The sequence below is a fragment of the Tardiphaga sp. 841_E9_N1_2 genome (assembly GCF_051811065.1).
Taxonomy (GTDB): Bacteria; Pseudomonadota; Alphaproteobacteria; order Rhizobiales; family Xanthobacteraceae; genus Tardiphaga; species Tardiphaga robiniae.
In genome coordinates, this window is the sequence record NZ_JBPWQC010000001.1 from 1,125,663 (window position 1) to 1,145,723 (window position 20,061).

At 60.7% G+C, this 20,061-nt stretch carries 15 protein-coding genes; 5 read left to right on the forward strand and 10 right to left on the reverse strand.

Annotated features, from left to right (window positions below; genetic code table 11):
• Positions 1 to 27: 27 nt before the first annotated feature.
• Positions 28 to 663 (reverse strand): HAD-IA family hydrolase, encoded by a 636-nt coding sequence (locus tag AB8A50_RS05305; protein ID WP_089264461.1) that lies wholly within the window; start codon positions 661 to 663, stop codon positions 28 to 30.
• Between the two features lie 228 nt (positions 664 to 891).
• Between AB8A50_RS05305 and AB8A50_RS05310 the strand changes: the two genes are divergently transcribed.
• Positions 892 to 1,032 carry a hypothetical protein gene (locus tag AB8A50_RS05310; protein WP_165826921.1) on the forward strand — a complete coding sequence of 47 codons (141 nt, stop codon included), beginning with the start codon at positions 892 to 894 and terminating at the stop codon, positions 1,030 to 1,032.
• Positions 1,033 to 1,127: 95 nt separating this feature from the next.
• Here AB8A50_RS05310 and AB8A50_RS05315 read toward each other — a convergent pair whose 3' ends face one another.
• The 4 genes from AB8A50_RS05315 to AB8A50_RS05330 form a co-directional block, all read right to left on the reverse strand.
• A complete protein-coding gene (locus AB8A50_RS05315) occupies positions 1,128 to 2,507 on the reverse strand; it encodes an AlbA family DNA-binding domain-containing protein (protein WP_439077085.1) in 1,380 nt (459 codons plus the stop codon).
• Positions 2,508 to 2,513: 6 nt separating this feature from the next.
• Positions 2,514 to 5,492, reverse strand: coding sequence for an excinuclease ABC subunit UvrA (uvrA, locus tag AB8A50_RS05320; protein WP_439077086.1), 2,979 nt, complete (start codon positions 5,490 to 5,492; stop codon positions 2,514 to 2,516).
• Positions 5,493 to 5,822: 330 nt separating this feature from the next.
• The gene (locus tag AB8A50_RS05325) at positions 5,823 to 6,581 is read right to left on the reverse strand and encodes an outer membrane protein (RefSeq protein WP_439063814.1); all 759 of its coding nucleotides are present in this window, start codon (positions 6,579 to 6,581) and stop codon (positions 5,823 to 5,825) included.
• 249 nt (positions 6,582 to 6,830) lie between these two features.
• The gene (locus tag AB8A50_RS05330) at positions 6,831 to 7,562 is read right to left on the reverse strand and encodes an outer membrane protein (protein WP_120289875.1); all 732 of its coding nucleotides are present in this window, start codon (positions 7,560 to 7,562) and stop codon (positions 6,831 to 6,833) included.
• A gap of 464 nt (positions 7,563 to 8,026) precedes the next feature.
• Here AB8A50_RS05330 and AB8A50_RS05335 point away from each other — a divergent pair, with 464 nt between their 5' ends.
• Complete coding sequence (locus AB8A50_RS05335) at positions 8,027 to 8,533, forward strand: single-stranded DNA-binding protein (RefSeq protein ID WP_439077087.1); 507 nt, start codon at positions 8,027 to 8,029, stop codon at positions 8,531 to 8,533.
• Positions 8,534 to 8,908: 375 nt separating this feature from the next.
• On the opposite strand, the gene AB8A50_RS05340 is transcribed toward AB8A50_RS05335, so the two are convergent.
• Positions 8,909 to 9,706: a class I SAM-dependent methyltransferase gene (locus tag AB8A50_RS05340; RefSeq protein ID WP_089264455.1), complete on the reverse strand. Its 798-nt coding sequence runs from the start codon at positions 9,704 to 9,706 to the stop codon at positions 8,909 to 8,911.
• 228 nt (positions 9,707 to 9,934) lie between these two features.
• On the opposite strand from AB8A50_RS05340, the gene AB8A50_RS05345 reads away from it, so the two are divergent.
• The 3 genes from AB8A50_RS05345 to gyrA all read left to right on the forward strand — a co-directional run bounded on the left by AB8A50_RS05345 (position 9,935) and on the right by gyrA (position 14,600).
• Positions 9,935 to 10,759, forward strand: a complete 825-nt coding sequence (locus AB8A50_RS05345) for an AAA family ATPase (RefSeq protein ID WP_439077088.1) — start codon at positions 9,935 to 9,937, stop codon at positions 10,757 to 10,759.
• Between the two features lie 459 nt (positions 10,760 to 11,218).
• The gene (locus AB8A50_RS05350; RefSeq protein WP_439077089.1) at positions 11,219 to 11,623 is read left to right on the forward strand and encodes a DUF2306 domain-containing protein; all 405 of its coding nucleotides are present in this window, start codon (positions 11,219 to 11,221) and stop codon (positions 11,621 to 11,623) included.
• Between the two features lie 205 nt (positions 11,624 to 11,828).
• Positions 11,829 to 14,600 (forward strand): DNA gyrase subunit A, encoded by a 2,772-nt coding sequence (gyrA, locus tag AB8A50_RS05355; protein ID WP_439071584.1) that lies wholly within the window; start codon positions 11,829 to 11,831, stop codon positions 14,598 to 14,600.
• Positions 14,601 to 14,742: 142 nt separating this feature from the next.
• Here the strand turns inward: gyrA and AB8A50_RS05360 are convergent, their stop codons facing one another.
• The 4 genes from AB8A50_RS05360 to AB8A50_RS05375 form a co-directional block, all read right to left on the reverse strand.
• Positions 14,743 to 16,533, reverse strand: coding sequence for a monovalent cation:proton antiporter-2 (CPA2) family protein (locus AB8A50_RS05360; protein ID WP_439077090.1), 1,791 nt, complete (start codon positions 16,531 to 16,533; stop codon positions 14,743 to 14,745).
• Positions 16,534 to 16,724: 191 nt separating this feature from the next.
• Complete coding sequence (locus tag AB8A50_RS05365) at positions 16,725 to 17,765, reverse strand: LLM class flavin-dependent oxidoreductase (RefSeq protein ID WP_439077091.1); 1,041 nt, start codon at positions 17,763 to 17,765, stop codon at positions 16,725 to 16,727.
• Between the two features lie 41 nt (positions 17,766 to 17,806).
• Positions 17,807 to 19,207 (reverse strand): alginate export family protein, encoded by a 1,401-nt coding sequence (locus tag AB8A50_RS05370; RefSeq protein WP_439077092.1) that lies wholly within the window; start codon positions 19,205 to 19,207, stop codon positions 17,807 to 17,809.
• Positions 19,208 to 19,353: 146 nt separating this feature from the next.
• Positions 19,354 to 20,001, reverse strand: coding sequence for a hydrolase (locus AB8A50_RS05375; RefSeq protein ID WP_439071588.1), 648 nt, complete (start codon positions 19,999 to 20,001; stop codon positions 19,354 to 19,356).
• Positions 20,002 to 20,061: the final 60 nt, after the last annotated feature.

The window sequence follows — 20,061 nt, forward strand, 5'->3', positions numbered from 1 at the left end:
CGGGTTTCGTCTGTCTTTGGCCGGCCGTTAGCGTCCTGGCACAGCCAGCGTCGCGATGACTTCGTCGATCCGGGAAAACACATAATTCGGCGTGCGCGCTTTCAGGGCCGCTCCGCTGGTATAGCCCCACGTCACCGCGCCGAAATCGATTCCGGCCTCGCGTGCAGCGTCGATATCGCGGATCTCGTCGCCGATGCTGATCGTGTCATCGACAGAGATGCCGGTGAGTTCAAGGATGCGCTGGAATTTCGCCGTCTTGCCGAACAGGCCGGCGCCGCAGGCGAAATAGGCGACGTGCTGATCGAGATCGCCGAGCACGTGTCGGACATTGTCCTCGCTATCGGAGCTGACGATCGCAATCGTCATGCCACGCGCCTTCAATTCACAGAACATGCGGTCGACGCCCGGGAACAGCGAAATGCGGTCGATCTGCTGCGCCTTGCGCTTGCGCATGTCGCGCGCAATCAACGGGATCCGCCATTTGGCGACACCGAGCAGCCGGATCAGCTCACCGGCGCCGACGCTCCGCAACTCGTCGATGCGGTCGCGTTCGACGCGCTGAAACTTGTGCTTGTCGGCGACGGAATTGATGACGCTGAGGAACCACGAGAAGCTGTCGGACAGCGTGCCGTCGAAATCGAAGATGGCGAGCTTATAGGGCATGGCTGGCGGGCGGGGAGGTGGCCGGGGTCTCGGTCTCGGCTGGATGTTTGGCAGTGGCGGTCACGGGCTGGTTCTCGTCTGAGTCGTGGCCGATATGCGACCCGTCGCAAGGATGATCCCATCAGACCCGGTTTTCAACCCGCATCCGCGCGGCGAAACGATGCACGAGCCGCACGCAAGCGTGCTAAGCCCGTCATTACCGTTTCATATCACGCGCAGGAGGCCCTCATGGCAGACGATAGACCGAACCAGAAAGGCCCTAACACCAAGAAGAAGCAGAAGTGCAAGAATTGCGAAGGCAAGGGCCTGCTGAAGAAGGGCGAGAAAGTGGTGAAGTGCCAGCGGTGCCACGGGACGGGGCTGAGGTGAGGGGAGCCGTAGCCTTCATGAAAGAAGCGAGATGCGGAAATGGCTACTGCGACTGGCCCCGGCTGTCGCTTCTTCCATCCAAGTTGTACGGCCTGCTAGATATCTCGAGTCTGATTTCGCACGAATGCAGCATCAATTTCAGTGCCGTGAAAAAGACGAAACATAGGATTCAGCAACGAGACAGTAGTTTCTAAGGCTCCATCTCCCAAGAGTTTTTCAAGACTGGTCTCCAGTCGGAAACGGCGCTTCGCAGTCGTGGACTGTTTCCTGCCTCTAAAATCGAAACCTTTGGTATCAGAAAGGACGCGATTGTTCAGCCCCTGAAAGTCGACAACGAATGCGCATTTCCTCGCGTCTACGTAAGATTGAGAAAAATGCCTGACGAACAGAATGAAGGCATACATTCGAGCAGCTTGGAAGCGAGGCGATATGTTGTCCCCTTGATTCCACTTGCGTGAGCTTCTTTGTTCGACTGCGCTTTTCACCCAATCAGTATCCTCGTGATACGGCCTAACCTCCGTGCCTATACCGTTCACGAGCACTCGCGAAAGCGAAGGCGCGAAGAGATATTCGCCATCTTTCAGGATGGCATCACTTTCATAACCTTCGATGTCCTTAAAAAGAAACACAGATGGTGGGCTCATACCCGCGTATGTCATATCGAACGGGGCGACGGCAAATTCGCATTCAGCGTCGGCCCAATTTGAAGCCTCCCGTAAACCGCTTAAGAGCTTTGGCAGAGTGATGGGCGCAACCGGCGCTCCGTCGTCCTGCGTTAACTGAAACGATACCGCGCTCTTATTCTCGATTGGGTCAACGGGCCATCCGTCTTTCTGGAGCTCGTTCCAGCGCAAAACGCCGCTATCTAGAAAGTCCTCTAGAAGTGGTGCGTTGATTATAGTTGTTGGCGTATCGAACAGTCTTCCGATGGAAGAGAGCAGCTGATTGCGTTCAGCAAGAACACATCGGTGTAATATGTCTTTCCAAAGTTCCGGTCGATCAATAGGGACAGACCGAGGGCCCGACACTCGGATGTAGTGAGTGCCTTGGGTTACTCCGACTCTGGTTTTGTTGACTAACGGGCCATCAGTTTTTGCACATACAGGTTGCGCCCCATGTGGCGGCACCTTAACAACCGGGTATTTCTTTTCGGTGATACCTGAACTAACGAAATACACATTGCAATGAAATGCGGGATGAAGGTACCGAGAAACAATGCCATTGATGATGTCTTGGCTGTAACCGGTCAGCTCACCGGGATGGGGTTCTGCGTGATCGCCGTCATCGGAGACGCCGAATATTATCCATCCGCCTCCGAAGTTTGTTAGAGCACATAGATGCTTTGCAATTTTTGATTTGCACTCGGGCGACGATAAATCCATCCAAGTTTTGTATTCGATGTCCGGCTCTTCGTTCCGATGATCAACCAGACTGGCTAACCGATCAAGATCCGGTAACTCCGGCACTTCTGGCATGGCTCGTCACTCCGCCGCTTCGCTCGTCGCCTTCCGCTTCTTGGGCTTCCCCGCCTTTTCCAGCACCGGCTTCAAAAACTTGCCCGTATAGCTGCGCGGTGCTTTGACAATATCTTCCGGCGGACCCCAGGCGACGATTTCACCGCCGCCGTCGCCGCCTTCGGGGCCGAGGTCGATGACCCAGTCGGCGGTCTTGATGACTTCGAGATTGTGCTCGATCACCACCACCGTGTTGCCCTGCGCCACCAGCTCGTGCAGCACTTCGAGCAGCTTGGCGACGTCGTGGAAGTGGAGTCCCGTGGTCGGCTCGTCGAGAATGTAAAGTGTGCGACCGGTCGCGCGCTTGCTCAGCTCCTTGGCGAGCTTCACGCGCTGCGCTTCGCCGCCGGATAGCGTCGTCGCCTGCTGGCCGACATGGATGTAATCCAGTCCAACGCGATGCAAGGTTTTAAAAGTCTCACGCACGCGCGGCACTGCCTTGAAGAAGTCCGCGGCTTCTTCCACGGTCATGTCGAGCACGTCGGCGATCGACTTGCCCTTGAACAGCACTTCCAGCGTCTCGCGGTTGTAGCGTTTGCCCTTGCAGGTGTCGCAGGTGACATAGACGTCGGGCAGGAAGTGCATCTCGATCTTGATGACGCCGTCGCCCTGGCAGGCCTCGCAGCGGCCGCCCTTGACGTTGAACGAGAACCGGCCGGCCTCATAGCCGCGCGCCTTGGATTCCGGCAGGCCGGCAAACCATTCGCGGATCGGCGTGAAGGCGCCAGTATAGGTCGCGGGATTGGAACGCGGCGTGCGGCCGATCGGCGACTGGTCGATCTCGATGATCTTGTCGATATGTTCCAGGCCCTCGATGCGGTCATGCGGCGCGGCGCCTTCGCTGGCGCCGTTGAGCTTGCGCGCGATCGCCTTATAGAGCGTGTCGATCAGCAGCGTCGACTTGCCGCCGCCGGAGACACCGGTGACCGCGGTGAACAGGCCGAGCGGCACTTCCGCCGAGACGTTCTTGAGATTGTTGCCACGCGCATTGATGACCTTGATGGTCCGGCGATGGTTCGGCGGCCGGCGCTCCGGCACCGGCACCGACATTTCGCCGGTGAGATATTTGCCGGTCAGCGACTTCGGATTCTTCATCACCTCCTGGGGCGTACCCTGGGCGACGATATTGCCGCCATGGGTGCCGGCGCCGGGGCCGACATCCACCACGTAGTCGGCCGCGATCACCGCGTCCTCGTCATGCTCGACCACGATCACGGTATTGCCGAGATCGCGCAGCCGCCGCAGCGTATCCAGCAGGCGTGCGTTGTCGCGCTGATGCAGGCCGATGGATGGCTCGTCGAGCACATAGAGCACGCCGGTGAGGCCCGAGCCGATCTGAGACGCCAGGCGAATACGCTGGCTCTCGCCGCCGGACAACGTGCCGGAAGAGCGTGCGAGGGTGAGATAGTTGAGGCCGACATCGAGCAGGAACGACAGCCGCTCGCGGATCTCCTTGAGAATGCGGACGGCGATTTCGTTCTGCTGCTTGTTGAGCAGGTCCGGCACGGTCTCGAACCAGTCGCCGGCCTTGCGCACCGACATTTCCGAGATGTTGCCGATATGCTTGCCGCCGATCTTCACGCTGAGCGCTTCGGGCTTCAGCCGATAACCCTCGCAGGCATCGCATGGCACGTCGGAGAAGTACTTGCCGAGTTCCTCGCGCGCCCATTCGCTTTCGGTCTCGCGGAAGCGCCGGTCGATATTGGTGACCACGCCCTCGAACGGCTTCTTGGTGTCATAGGAGCGGACGCCGTCCTCATAGGAGAACTTGATCTCGTCATCGCCGGAGCCGTGCAGGATGGCGTTCTGCGTCTTTTTCGGCAGGTCCTTCCACTTGGTGTCGAGCGTGAACTTGTAGAACTTGCCCAGCGCGGTCAGCGTCTGCACGTAATAGGGCGACGACGACTTCGCCCAGGGCGCGATGGCGCCCTTGCGCAGTGTCAGCTCCTTGTCGGGAATGACGAGGTCGGCATCGATGGTCTGCTCGACGCCGAGGCCGCCGCATTTCGGACAGGCGCCATAGGGATTGTTGAAAGAGAACAGGCGCGGCTCGATCTCCGGAATCGTGAAGCCCGACACCGGACAGGCAAACTTCTCCGAAAACAGGATGCGTTCGGCGCCGGTCTTGTCGTGAATCTTCGCGACCTTCTTGTCGGACTTCTTGTCGTCCGTGGGCGCGGCAGGCGCATCGGCATATTCAATGACCGCAAGACCTTCGGCGAGCTTCAGTGCCGTCTCGAAACTTTCCGCGAGGCGCTGGCCGATATCAGGACGCACCACGATGCGATCGACGACGACGTCGATGTCATGCGGAAACTTCTTGTCGAGTACGGGCGCTTCAGCGAGTTCATGGAAGGTACCGTCGATCTTGACGCGCTGAAAACCCTTTTTGAGATATTCGGCCAGCTCCTTGCGATACTCGCCCTTGCGACCGCGCACCACCGGCGCCAGCAGATACAGCCGCGTGCCTTCCGGCAGCGCCAGCACGCGGTCGACCATCATCGACACCGTCTGGCTTTCGATCGGAAGACCCGTCGCCGGCGAATAGGGAATGCCGACGCGTGCCCACAGCAGGCGCATATAATCGTAGATCTCGGTGACGGTGCCGACGGTCGAGCGCGGATTCTTCGAGGTGGTCTTCTGCTCGATGGAGATGGCCGGCGACAGGCCGTCGATCTGGTCGACATCCGGCTTCTGCATCATCTCGAGGAATTGCCGGGCGTAAGCCGACAGCGACTCCACGTAGCGGCGCTGGCCTTCGGCATAGATCGTGTCGAAGGCGAGGGACGATTTGCCGGAGCCGGACAGGCCTGTGAACACCACCAGCTTGTCGCGCGGGATCGTCAGGTCGACATTCTTGAGATTGTGCTCGCGGGCGCCGCGGATGGTGATGCTGCGCATGTTCGTGGCGGCCTGCTGCCGCTTCGCCTTGATGATCTCGTCCATAACAGGCAATTCCCCAGCGCGCGAGGCGCGCTCATCCGGGCGCGCACCGCCGGCCGGGCCGGGATCAACGCCGATTGATTGTCATCGGAACATAGGAAGAACGAGGACGGATTTCCAGTGCTCCGCAGCAACGATCAACGGTTTGTTGGCGGAGGGGTTGCGAGGCAAGGCTGCAAATCGAACGGCCTGCGCAGGACAGGTCTTCCGGTATCGGGCTCATGCCAGTGAACGGCCAATCGGGAGCGCGTCAGGGCTGAGCGAGCTGCCAGCAAAAAGCCCGGCGCGAGGCCGGGCCAAGTTTGTCGGAATGAGGGAAGGCGGTCGCAGTTCTCAATACTTGGCGATGACAGGGCCGCCCCACTTGTAGTTGATGCGGGCGGTGACGACGTCGACGTCCTGGCTGATGCGATCGATACGCGAGGTCACAGGAAGTGTCACAGCGGTGAAGCTGTTGCTGCTGGTCTCCATGAACAGATGGTCGTATTCGACCGCGAAGGACCAGTTTGGCGTGAAGCCATATTCCAGGCCAACGCCAACCGTACCGCCCCAGCGGGTTTCCTTGGCGTTATCGAATACGACATTGGTTCCCACGGTGTAGCCCTGATACTTGTCGCTCGTCACGGCAGCGCCGCCCTTCACGTAAAGAAGGGTGTTGTTCCAGGCGTAACCGATCTGGCCGGTGAACAGGCCGAAGGCTTCGATCTTGGACCGGTTACCGGTCGTACCGAGTACGAGCTGGCTGACATTCGAGCCCTTGAAGTCTGCCCAGTTGCCCTGTGCTTCCAGACCGAACACCCAAGCAGTGCTCTGCCAGCGATAGCCGATCTGACCGCCAGCCGTGCCGCCGCTTGCGTCATGGCATCCCTCGCTGAAGGCCAGTGCGGCACCGAGAACCTGGGTCGTGTCCCAGCATTTGCGGCTCGTTCCCCAACCGCCGTTGCCGCCGATATAGAAACCGGTCCAGTCATAGACGACGGCGATCATCGGAGGCGCCTTGGTGTAGGGCCGTGCTGCGAGATCGGCCGCAGAAGCGGACGTTGCCGAGCCGAGAACAGCGAGGGCGGCGGATGCGAGCAGAATTTTCTTCATGGCATGCTCCCCTTGTGAGTGTTTCAACTCTAGCGCGATTCAGGCGATCGGGCTGTGCCTTCCTTGCAACGGAGGAAAACAAACGCAATAGTTGCGTGAAAATTCTTGCGCTACAGTCGTGGGTAGTATTCGACCGCAGGCGATGGGTTAGCTCTTAATCTCTCCGGAATCCGGGCTTCCAGCCAAACAAAAAGGCCGGCGTTTCCGCCGGCCTTTCCGTAGTCACGAGCCTGAAATCAGGCGCGAAGCTCAGTACTTGGCGACAACCGGGCCACCCCAGTTGAAGCGGTAGTTCAGGCCGGCCTTGACGGTGTGCTCGTCGTTGCGGGACGACAGGCCGACGATGCCAACCGGCGACGGAGCAGCGAAGGTGGTCTTGCCGAAGTCGTAGTACTGGTACTCAACCTTGCCCGACCAGTTCTGGGTGAACAGGTATTCGAGGCCGGCGCCGACGGTGTAACCGTCATGCTTGGTGCCAGCTGCGAAAGCCACCGGAACGGCGCCAACGGTCGTGACCAGCGATTCGCTGTAGTCGGAGTAGGCGTAGCCGCCCTTCACGTAGAGCAGTGCCGGACCCCAGGTGTAACCGATGCGACCGGTGACCGAGGCGAGGCCCTTCTGGTTCAGGTTGTAGGTGACGCCAGCCGGAACGAAAGCGACGTTGGTGTTGTTCGAACCAACCCAGCTGTACTGACCTTCGATGCCGAACACCCAGTTCGGAGCGAACTGGTAGTCGTAACCGATCTGCACGCCGCCGAGGAAACGGCCGTCCGAATTGTCGGAAGTGCCGCCGAAGCCGTTCGAACCATTGAACGCGCCGCCGACGTGACCGCCGATATAGAAACCGGTCCAGTTGTAGATCGGGGCGGGAACGTAAGCCGGAGCCTTGGTGTAGGGACGAGCGGCGAGGTCAGCGGCCATTGCCGGAACCGAAGCGCCCAGAGCGATCAGGGCAACGGTGCCCAACAGAAACTTCTTCATGTGAATTCTCCCCAAAATTGCTTCGCGTCGGCGAAGCCTCGTGTCCCGGCGCAAGCGCCAAATGCAATTCAGTGATCGAAATATACGCAAGTCTGCCAAAAAGTCCGTCACCCAAATAGCACACTCGTCTTCGATGTTTGGCCGTTTCTAAGTTAATGAAAGGTATATGAATTTTGGCCGGGCGCGGTTCCCTTCGGGTTCCACTATTGCTCGACCCGGACGCGACAGCGACGACTCGGCACTTCGTCGTCGCCCAACAATTCGCCAAGGGGTGTCCTTGAGAACAAAAATGGAACATGCTATATGCGAGGACGATCATATAAGAGATCGTGGATAACCCGGTCGCGGGGGCCTGCGCGGGAGCGCGGACCGTATAGGGTCCTATCATCAGCGGCGTTTGCGCGCGGGCCAGGGCCTGCGCCGGCGCCCAATCAGCAATTCAGATTCGAGCGTAGGAGAGTGGCATGGCGGGTAGCGTCAACAAGGTGATTTTGGTCGGCAATCTCGGCAAGGATCCAGAAGTCCGCCGGATGCAGAACGGCAATCCGGTCGTCAACCTGACCGTCGCGACTTCGGATACCTGGCGCGACAAGGGCACCGGCGAGCGCAAGGAAAAGACCGAGTGGCACCGCGTCGTGATCTTCAGCGAAGGTCTCGCCAAGGTCGCCGAGCAGTATCTGAAGAAGGGCGCCAAGGTTTACATCGAAGGCGCGCTGCAGACCCGCAAATGGACCGATCCGCAGGGTGTCGAGAAATACTCCACCGAGATCGTGCTGCAGGGCTTCAATTCGACACTGACCATGCTCGACGGCAAGGGCGGCGGCGCGGGTGGTGGCGGCGGTTACGGCGGCGATGACATGGGCGACAGCTTCGGCGGCGGCCAGTCGAGCGCTCCGCCGCAGCGCCGCGTGGCCGCACCGGCCGGCGGTGGTGGCCGCGGCAACGACATGGATGACGACATCCCGTTCTGACTGTTGGTTGGAGCTGTGTGTAAACTAAAAAACGCTTTCGTCGCTTCTTCAATGACTTAGCGTTTTTCAGCTTCCGGATTGCCGACGAGACTCGAATCAGATTCTGTGGGGCCCGCTTGTGTAAACAAGGGGGGCTTTCGTTTGATAAATCAACGCATTGCCAGCCGATTTCGCGTAAAGCCCGTTGTAATGGAGGGCAGCGAGAGGTTTGGGCTTCTCTTGGATAGGGAGAGCGGGCTGCCGGACCCTTGGGCTAGCTGAGCACAACATTCGCATGATGGCCGCGCTCGTTGAGCCGCTTGCACAGCGCGTGGGCGAAGGTGGTCTTTCCTGCGGCTGCCGGGCCAAAGAACTCGATGATCATGCTCCCGAACCTCAAGAGGTTGTTGGTGCCTGCACGATTCGCCGAGGGTCCTGCACCTGAGGAAACAGGCGTTCCCGCTTTCGCGCCGCGACAATAAAACTCTCCGCCAACAATCCCGGCACCTTGAGCCTCCGGCACGCCTTTTCGAATGGCTCGATCAGCGCCTCGCAGAGATGTGGAAACAACCGGCCCGGTCGCGGGAGATAGCCGTAATACGTGCTCTCCACGACCTCAAATCCCTCATCCGACAGCAGGCTTGAAAATTGATACAAAGTCAGGGTGTGTCGAGGTCTGCTCGGATATGCCCAGTTCAGGACACGACTGAACGACCCGATGGGTGACGTTGCATTGAGCTGGATATTGCATACCAATACGCCGTCGTTGCGAAGATGCCGATAGATCGCCCGCAATGCGTCGCGCCTAAGCGTGTCTTCTGCATTCAAGAAGAACCGAAATGCGGTGGCAACGTCAAATGTCTGTTCGAGAGGAACCTTGGTGACGTCGACGCATAGCAGCGTCACGTTGTCTGGCACCGAAGCTGCCGAAAGCATCGCTTCTGACACATCGACCCCGACAACCGAGCCGAACAACCGAGCGGCGACCTTCGCAATGCGTCCGGTTCCGCAGGCGAAGTCGAGGCTTGTTCGCTGTGGCCCTCCGAGCCGGCGCAGAATGCTTTCGAGCAAGGGCTGTTCGACGTCCCGCCACAATGCCGCGCAATGGCCCACCTCGAAGGTGCTGACGTAGTCGGCAACGACATCAACCGACTGGTGGCTCGCGCGATAGCTGAACGTGTCTCCGTTGAGCATAAGGATATGTCCCTCGAGTCCGCCGACGCTAACCTCGATGTCGGGACGACGTCTTCATGCATTCGCACGATGCCGGAACGGAGCGGCAGGCGTGATCCGACTAGTCGACGGGCGGCAGTCCGCGGATCCGAACAGTCATTCAAATGAACGTTGGTGTGGTTTGTAATCCGGCTAAGCTCTGACCTGCAGGTAAATGACAGCTTGTTCCGAGGCGCTGGGCATTCCACCATGATCATCGAGTTATTTGGGCCGCCTGGTGCAGGCAAGACCACACTTCTTCGCGGCCTCTGCCGGGGGCTGGCGCAAGAAGGCATCAACCTGAAGACAGTGAACGGTTATCGCCTGATTGAATATGCGTCGGCCCAGGATGACGGCCCGGAGACGCGCCATGGCATTGGGCGTATTGGCAGAAAGATTGCCACCTCCGGTCCTGTCTTGCTATCGACCCTGCCGAAGGACGGTGTCGCGGCGCGGCTTCTAGCATCAATCCCGCTACGAAGCCGCACATGGTCATGGCGCATGAAGGTCGACATCGCTCTACTGTGCGAATCTTGGCGTAAAGCGCAGGAATCGGAAGGTTACTTCATTTTTGAAGAAGGCCTGATCCAGGCATTGTGTGCGCTGGTTTTGCTGGCGCGAACTCCAAGCATTGACGTGGTTCGTGACTGCCTAGCGTTCCTGCCGCGACCGGACCTGCTTGTCCAGCTCGATGCGCCGCAGGAAACGTTGCGCCGCCGTCTTACGGATCGGCATGCGCGCCAGCCGCTCATCGAAGTCCTCCTGTTCGAACTCGGCGTGGACAGGGGCTTGAAGCAGGCCAATATCTCAAGGGAGATCGGCGAGTGCTTGCGCCGGGACGGATGGTCCTTGATACAAGTCAACGGTGCCGACCCCCTCAATTTCGATAAGGTCATCACGCGAGTCCTGGGAGAGCATATCAATGAGACCGCCCTGGGTGACCAAGGCGATAAAAGCCAAACCACTGGATTAGCTGGCAACTATGAACTTGATGGATCTCAACATTTCGCACGGGGGCCTGGTGGCAGCATCTGACGCTCGCTCACGATTTGAATCATTGCGTGGTCGAGCCCCGGTCCGCCCGGAGCGAGGCATGGATACTTTGGGTCGCCTCGACTAGCGCGGTCCCCTGTCTCGGAGAGCCTTGCGTCCGAAACCAACCATTCAGCCACGATCAGCCCGTGAGGCGCGCACGAAACAAAGTGCAGCCGTCCGCCAGGCGCGACCTGGAGATATCCCGGAATCCAGCCTCGGTCACCGGAGCGCTCCTCGACCGCCTCACGCATCACGTCCATAACCACATATAACCCTTCTGATCTGCTGTCAGGACGTCCTGAACCTCTGCATCGCGCGCTGTGAGCTGATTGCTTGCAGCGCGTTTTGCTTTTCGGGGAGGGCGCTTAGCTGCGGCAACGTGGTGGACCACATTATCTTTACAATGGAAAGATTTCTGCGACAGTGAGCTGACACTGCCTGCTGAATGCGAGGGCCACCATGTCGCTGCAGCCGTTGCTTGATGCCGTTGCCCCGATCCCGCTGCATGCTTTTGCGGCCATGGCCGCATTTGTGCTCGGTGTCGTTCAATTGATCGCGCCCAAGGGCACGCTGCCACACAGAACGCTCGGCTGGATCTGGGTGGCGTTGCTCGCCACCGTTGCGATCAGCTCGTTTGGGATCCATGGCCATAGCTACCGGCTCTGGCGAGACTGGAGCCCGATCCACCTGCTGTCGATCATCGCGCCGGTGATGCTGGTGGTCGGAGTGGTCGCCGCACGCCGGCACCGCGTCAGGGCGCATGCCATCACCATGATTTCGATCTTCGCCGGCGCCCTGGTGATCGCCGGCGTGTTCACCCTTGTGCCCGGCCGGGTCATGCACACCGTGGTGTTCGGTCGCTAGATTGCCGCAAGACGGGCGCATGATTTTCGCAAGATTCGGCTGCTTTGGGCTGGCTTATTCGGGGGCACTTCACAAGCCCTGTACAGCTCCCGTAAGCATTTGAAAAATCAGCAGGAAAATAGAGCCGCGGGCGTTGTCTGCGGGGTGGCTTGAAGCCGCGCGATGCGCTATATGATTCCCAGCAAAACCTGACCGGAAATCATCCTTGTCCGACACTGAAGACCAGAAGCCTGGGGAGCCACCGGCCCCCTCGGATATTCGTCCCGTATCCATCCTCGATGAGATGAAGCGTTCGTATCTCGATTACGCCATGAGCGTGATCGTGGCGCGTGCGCTGCCGGATGCGCGCGACGGCTTGAAGCCGGTGCATCGCCGCATTCTCTACGCGATGTACGAGAACGGCTTCGAGTGGAACAAGCCGTATCGCAAGTCGGCGCGAACCGTCGGCGACGTGATCGGTAAATATCATCCGCATGGCGACCAGTCGGTCTATGACGCCATGGTCCGCATGGCGCAGGACTTCTCGATGCGCGTGCCGCTGATCGACGGTCAGGGCAATTTCGGTTCGGTGGATGGCGATCAGGCCGCCGCGATGCGATACACGGAATCGCGCCTGACCAAGATCGCGCAGTCGCTGCTCGACGATCTCGACAAGGACACGGTCGACTATCAGGACAACTACGACGGCTCGTTCCGCGAGCCACGCGTGTTGCCCGCCAAGTTTCCCAATCTGCTGGTCAATGGCGGCGGCGGTATCGCCGTGGGCATGGCCACCAACATCCCGCCGCACAATCTCGGCGAAGTCATCGACGCCTGCGTCGCGCTGATCGATGATCCGTCGCTCACCATTGACGATCTGAACAAGATCATTCCGGGTCCGGATTTCCCGACCGGCGGCATCATCCTCGGCCGCGCCGGGATTCGTACGGCCTATCACACCGGCCGCGGCTCCATCGTGATGCGCGGCAAGGTCTCTATCGAGCCGACGCGCAAGGACCGCGAAGCGATCATCGTCTCTGAAATTCCCTACCAGGTGAACAAGGCCACCATGGTGGAGCGCATCGCCGAACTGGTGCGCGATAAGAAGATCGAAGGCATCTCCGATCTCAGAGACGAATCTGACCGCGACGGTTTTCGCGTCGTCGTCGAACTGAAGCGGGACGCGGTGCCGGAGGTGGTGCTCAACCAGCTTTACAAGTTCACGCCGCTGCAGACCAATTTCGGCGCCAACATGGTGGCGCTCGACACCGGCCGGCCGTTGCTGATGAACCTGAAGGACCTACTGACGATCTTCGTCGCGTTCCGCGAACAGGTCGTCACGCGCCGTACCAAGTTCCTGCTCAACAAGGCGCGCGATCGCGCGCATATCCTCGTCGGCCTGGCCATTGCGGTGGCGAATATCGACGAGGTCATTCGTGTGATCCGGACCTCGCCGGATCCGACCACTGCGCGCGATATCCTGATGGAGCGCCGCTGGCCGGCGCAGGATGTGGCGACGATGATGATGCTGATCGACGATCCGCGTCATCGCCTCGAGGAAGACGGCACCGCGCGGCTGTCCTTCGAACAGGCCAAGGCCATTCTCGACTTGCGCCTCGCACGTTTAACAGCTCTGGGCCGCGAGGAAATTTCCGACGAACTGGACAAGCTCGCCGTCGAGATTGCGGACTATCTGGAGATCCTGCGTTCGCGCGCGCGCGTTCAGGGCATCATCAAGGACGAGCTCGGCGCGGTGAAGGCGGAATTCGCGACGCCGCGCAAGACCGTCATCATGGAACAGGAAGGCGAGGTCGAAGACGAGGACCTGATCCAGCGCGAAGACATGGTGGTGACGGTGTCGCATCATGGCTACGTCAAGCGCGTGCCGCTTTCGACCTATCGGGCGCAGCGCCGCGGCGGCAAGGGCCGCTCCGGCATGGCGACGCGCGACGAGGATTTCGTCTCGCGTCTGTTCGTGGCCTCGACCCATACGCCGGTGCTGTTCTTCTCGTCGCGTGGCCAGGTCTACAAGGAAAAGGTCTGGCGTCTGCCGATCGCGCCGCCAAACGGCCGCGGCAAGGCGATGATCAACATCCTGCCGCTGGAGCAGGGCGAACGCATCACCACGATCATGCCGCTGCCTGAGGACGAGGCGACGTGGAACGATCTCGACGTGATGTTCGCGACGACAGGCGGCAACGTCCGCCGCAACAAGCTCTCTGACTTCGTCGATGTCAGGCGCTCCGGCATCATCGCGATGAAGCTCGATGAGGGCGAAGCGATCGTCGATGTGCAGATCGCCACCGAACATGATGACGTGCTGCTGACCGCTGCCGGCGGCCAGTGCATCCGTTTCCCGGTGACTGACGTCCGCGTATTCCAGGGCCGCAGCTCCATGGGCGTGCGCGGCATCTCGCTGGCGGACGGCGACAAGCTGATCTCGCTCACCATCCTGCGCCACCTCGAGGCCAATTCCGACGAACGCGCGGCCTATCTGCGCCGTGCCAATGCGGTACGTCGCGGCGGCGCCGAGGAGCGTGCCGATGTTGCGGACGAAGCGGCGGCTGCCGTGGAGACCGAAGAGGCGACGGGAGCCATCGAACTCGGCGAGCAGCGCTATGTCGAGATGTCGGCCAGTGAGCAGTTCGTACTGACCATCAGCGAGAACGGCTACGGTAAGCGGACCTCGTCGTTCGAGTACCGCACCACCGGCCGCGGCGGTAAGGGCATCGTCGCGATGTCGGTCAACAACCGTAATGGCAAGCTGATCGCTTCGTTCCCGGTCGAGGACAGCGACCAGATCATGCTTGTCACCGACAAGGGCCAGCTCATCCGCTGCCCGGTGGAAGGTATCCGCATTGCCGGCCGTTCGACCCAGGGCGTCATCGTGTTCAACACGGCTGACGACGAACACGTCGTGTCGGTCGAGCATATCGGCGAGGCGGGCGAGGGCGAAGAGGGCGAGAATGGCAACGGTGCGCCGGTGGCGGAGGGCTGAGGCTCTCCGCATCCGCCTTCGACAAGTCGATCAAAAAAGCCCGCGGTTATGCCGCGGGCTTTTTGCTTGCAGAGACAATCGTCGGCGTCGTCGGCCGGTCTCGGACCTCACATCCCAATTTTCGACATCGTTCGTGGAACCGCTACTCCGCACTCGCCGGCCGTGTCTTGAAGAACGGGCTCGGCTCCGGCGTTTCGGCATTGCCGCGGAGCAGCTTGCGGCCGGCTTCCAGGCCGCCGATGACTTCCAGCTCGACGCGTTGCGCGTCGCGGTCGCGGACATCGGCGATGGCTTCGCGGGCCTCGTCTTCGTCGAGGCCGAGGCCGGTCAGGACGGCTTCGCTGAACAGCAGTGCGGATTCGAAGGTTTCGCGGATCTGGAAATCGACGCCGGCATGAATGAGGCGCAGCGAATGGCCGCGGTCGTAGGAGCGGACATAGAGTTTGGCCAGCGGGAATTCCGAGCGGCACAGTTCGACGATGTGATCTGCTGCCTCCGGTTTGTCGACACAGATCAGGATCGCTTCAGCGGTGCCAGCGCCGGAAGCGTGCAGCACGTCGAGGCGGGTGCCGTCGCCATAGTGGATCTTGAAGCCGAAATTGCCGGCGGCGCGGATCATGTCCACATCGGTTTCGATCAGCGAAAGTTCGATGTTGCGCGCCAGCAGGGCCTGGCTCGCCACCTGCGCGAAGCGGCGGAAGCCGATGAACAGCACTTTCCCGCGCAGGCCGTCGGCTTTGTCGATGCCGTCCATGGAGACCGGCGTGCTCTGCCGCATCTGCGCGTGGATCAGCAACACGATGGGCGTCAGTGCCATCGACAGGATGACGATCGCGCTCATGACCGCGGAGACGCGGGTGTCGAAGATGCCAGCGGTGCCGGCAGCCGCATAGAGGACGAAGGCGAATTCGCCGCCTTGCGCGAACAGCGCGGCGCGGTGGGTGGCGGCGGCGTGATCAGACTTTGCGAGGCGCGCGATCACATAGATGCCGATCGCCTTGACGATCATGAAGGCCACGACGCCGCCCAGCACCATGATCCATTCACTGGCGACGATGCGCAGATTCAGCGACATGCCGACGCTGAGGAAGAACAGGCCGAGCAGGATGCCGCGGAACGGTTCGATGTCGGCCTCGAGCTGATGCCGGAAGTTCGATTCCGAGAGCAGCACGCCGGCGAGGAAGGCGCCCATCGCCATCGACAGGCCGACGCTCTGCATGAACACGGCGGAGCCGAGCACGACGAGCAGCGCTGCGGCGGTCAACACTTCGCGCGCGCCGGCCCGAGCAATGATGCGGAAGAACGGGTCGAGCAGCCAGCGGCCCGCCGCCAGCAGCGCGGCGAGGCCGGCGAGGGCGATGGCGGCGCTCTGCCACATCGGTTTTGCGTTCGCGGCGGCCGGCGCATCGGCGGCGCCCCAGATAGCGACCAGCGCCAGCAGCGGAACGATGGCAAGATCCTCCAGCAACAGGATCGCGATGGCGCGCTGGCCTTCTGGCGATGTGGTCTCGTCTTGTTCCTCCAGCAGCTGCATGATGACGGCGGTGGAGGACAGCACAAAGCCCATGGCACCGATCATGGCGACGGGAAAGCTGAGGCCCGCGGCCATCCCGACCAGCGTGAGCAGGAAGCCGCAGGTGATGACCTGCGCTGCGCCAAGGCCAAAGATCTGCCGGCGCAGCTTCCACAGCTTTGACGGGCGCATTTCCAGCCCGATGATGAACAGAAACATGACGACGCCGAGCTCGGCCGTATGCAGCAGCGTCTCGGGATCATTGAACAGGCCAAGGCCGAACGGCCCGACGGCCAAGCCGGCGATGAGATAACCGAGGACGGAGCCGAGGCCCAATCGCTTGAACAGTGGCACTGCAACGGTGGCCGCACCCAGCAGGACAATTGCGTGTCCCAAACTAAAACCGGAAGCGTCCGCCATTTCACCTCTTTCGTTGATCTGCCGGATGTCTCCAATCCGGCGTGCCTTATATTTTCGCACAGTGCGTCGCGAGCAGAGTAGATGACTTTGGCGGCTTTGTCCGATGCCGCCACGCGTGCGGCAATTCAGCGCGTCAGGTTCACGTCGTGAAGAGAACCGTCATACGCTGCATGAGAGACATGCAGTGCTTCTCATGTCCGTGCGTGCGCCGCCCGGATGATCGGCGCGACGTCAGTGCCGAGAAGCTCGATCGAACGCTTCATCGCGGCGGTTTCGAGGGAAGCCGTGCTCATCTGGAAGGTGATGCGCGAGACGCCGCCGAGAGCCTCATCGGCATGGCGCATCTTCGCTGCGACCGTTGCGGGATCGCCGACGAGGAACGCGCCTTCCGGGCCGGCCATGGCGTCAAATTGCTGGCGCGACGGTGGTGACCAGCCACGTTCGCGGCCGATTCTCGCCGTCAGATGCGCCCAGCCGGGGAAGAAGGCGTCTTTGGCGGCTGCGGTGGTCTCGCCGACAAAACCCATCGCGTGCACACCCACTTTGAGTTTGTCGGGACTGTGCCCGGCGCGGCTGCCGGCGTCGCGATAGAGATCGACGAGCGGACGAAAACGTTCGAATGTGCCGCCGATGATCGCGACCATCAGGGGCAGGCCCAGCGTGCCGGCGCGCGCGAAGGATTCCGGCGTGCCGCCGACGCCGATCCAGATCGGCAGCCGGGCTTGATGCGGACGCGGATAGACACCCTGGCCCTCGAGCGCCGAACGAAAGCGACCTTTCCAGATCGGATGTTTGGTCTCGCCAAGCTTCAAGAACAGCGCGAGCTTCTCGGCAAAGAGTTCGTCATAGTCCTGCGGGTCCATGCCAAACAGCGGATAGGCTTCGCCAAACGAGCCTCGACCAACGACGAGTTCCGCACGGCCTTTCGAGATGAGATCGAGAGTCGCGAATTCCTGAAACACGCGCACGGGATCAGCGGCGCTCAGCACTGTTACGGCGCTGGTCAAACGAATCTGGCTGGTGCGCGCTGCTGCCGCGGCCAGGATGATCGCGGGCGCGGAATCGAGGAATTCGGCGCGGTGATGCTCACCGATGCCGAAGACATCGAGCCCAACCCGGTCGGCGACCTCGACCTCATCAAGGAGGTCCGCCATGCGATCGGTCGCTGAAGGCAGCTTGCCCGTCGCTGGATCGGGAAGGATGGCTGCAAAACTGTCGATGCCGATTTCCATGAGAACTCCTTGTTCAACTCGTCGATCAGGTCGTGTCACAGCTAGAACCGGAAGTTCGCCATCACGCTGATCAGGGTTATGGTCTGTGCGGGTCCGGTGTCCGATAGGAAACGCCCGGCTTCGAAGGCACTCAACGATGCAGACAGATTGAGCTCGGCCGTAGCCTGCCATGCTACGGACAGCTCGATCTGATGTCCGATGTAGCGCGCATCGCTGCCTTTGCCGCTTCTCACGAGATTTCCGGGGACCCCGTAGATCCCATCGACCGTGCTCTGTCGCCAATAGGCCGCTCCGGTGAGCGAGACTGCGACATCTTTGCGCGGATAGACGGTGATCGACGGCCGGACCTGAATGAGGTTGCGCGGGCCGACCGGAGACAGAGCACCGAAATATTTGCCCCTCGGAAATAGAGGATTGAACGTCCCGAGCTTTGCATCGTCCGGGTTGCCGTCTCCCGAAATAACATCGGACATGAACCGGAGTTCGGGTTGAAAAGGCGTCTGAAGGAAGCGATAGCCGAATTCACCACCAATACCCCATGCTTCCACGCGTCGCGTTCCGAAAGTCCCACGCTGTAGGGCGCCTTCGACGTTCCAGAACCAGGCGCCCGTGTCGCCGAAGATTCGCGTTCCGAATGTATGCGCGAGTTCCCTGCCGCGGCCTTGATCGAAAACCGCATCGCGATCCAGCAAACCGAGATAGTAGATATCGACACCGACCGACTTGTTCTCCCGCAGCCATTGGGTTGCATAGGCGCCCCAGACGGTTTTTTGGCGCGACATGCGATCATCAAAATCGCCCGGAAAATTGTCAACGGGACGGGCGTAAAACAGCGTCATCTGGCGATCAGGTCCGGTGACGATCGCGTCGAGACCGTCAAAGGCCTGCGGAACATTGGGACCGTAGCGGGTGTCGATGAAGCGGCCAGCGCCCAGCGACATCAGCTTGCGCCCCGCCGACATGCGCAGTGTGCTGCGGTCTCCGACATCCATTTCGATCTCGCCGAATGCCTGAAGCATATCGGCGCCGGTCGTATCGACCGGACGCTCGGGACGGCTGGTGCCGGTGATCGCCGAAAAGATGGGTTGGGTGAAAAACCGCACCTTGCCTGCGTGAAGGTCGGCATAGGGCATGAAACGGTGCCAGATATAACTGTCATTCGGCGCGGATCCCCAATTGACGTTGGTATAGCCTTCGTAGCGCGACCGGACTTCCATGCCGGTCGCGAGATAAATCAATGCTTGCTCCTGCAACGGGATGTATTTGAAGGGCTCCGTCCAATGGCCGGTTCGCTTAGATGGATCCGCGAGATAGGACCAATCCTCACGATATCGTTCGTTCGTCAGCGTTGGCGCGCGCTCGACGTCAGTGCCGACCTGTGCCTGTACGAATGTAGTCGTCGCGGCGATCGTCGCCGCAAGAACGAAGCTCAACTTGATCATCAGGCGTTTTCATCGACGAGGGCAGTCAGATCTTGGGCGGGACAGCTCGTTCCCGCTGCGCTTGGCCGTTGTTTTGCGCTGAGGGTGGGCGGCGAAACCGCGATGAGCGGTCGATGCTCGTACAGTCGCGCCGTCCCTTGTCTCAGTTAGCTTTTCGGCACCGGCGTGTTGAGCAGTTGCTGCTCCCACACATAGGCGATACCGGTGCCGCCGCCGTGCCGTATCATGATGTCCGTCACTCCGGGCACCGTCTCCAGCCGGGCCCAGTCGCGCTGCCATTCGCCGATCACTGCGAACCAGGTCATCATGTTGGCGCCAGCTCGGATCATGCGCTGGATCGCGACCTCATGGGCTTCCAGCGACATGCCGCCGGACGCGTCGGTGACGACAGTAACGTCCCAGCCCTCGCCGAGCGCCTGGATCGTGGGCATTGCCACGCAGACTTCGGTCCACAGGCCAGCGATGATGAGTTGCTTGCGACCCGTCGCCTTCACCGCGTTCACCACCTTCGGATCTTGCCAGGTGTTGACCCAGGTCCGGTCGATCACCTCCTGTCCGGGGAAGACATCGGTGATCTGTGGAAACAGGACACCGCCACGTTCAATGAGCACGCTCGTCAGGATCGTGGGGACGCCGAAAACCTTGGCGGCCTTGGCCAGGCCCACCGTGTTGTTGATCACCATCTGCTGGTCGTGGCTGTTCAGGGCGGCCATCTGGAACGGCTGGTGGTCGATCAGAACGAGAACCGAATCTTCGGGGCGAAGAAGCGACGCAAGGCCATTACGAAAGGTCATGAATATATCCTCTGCTGCCGTTGTTAAGTGAGACGGATCGGGAGACATGCGCCAACGGCG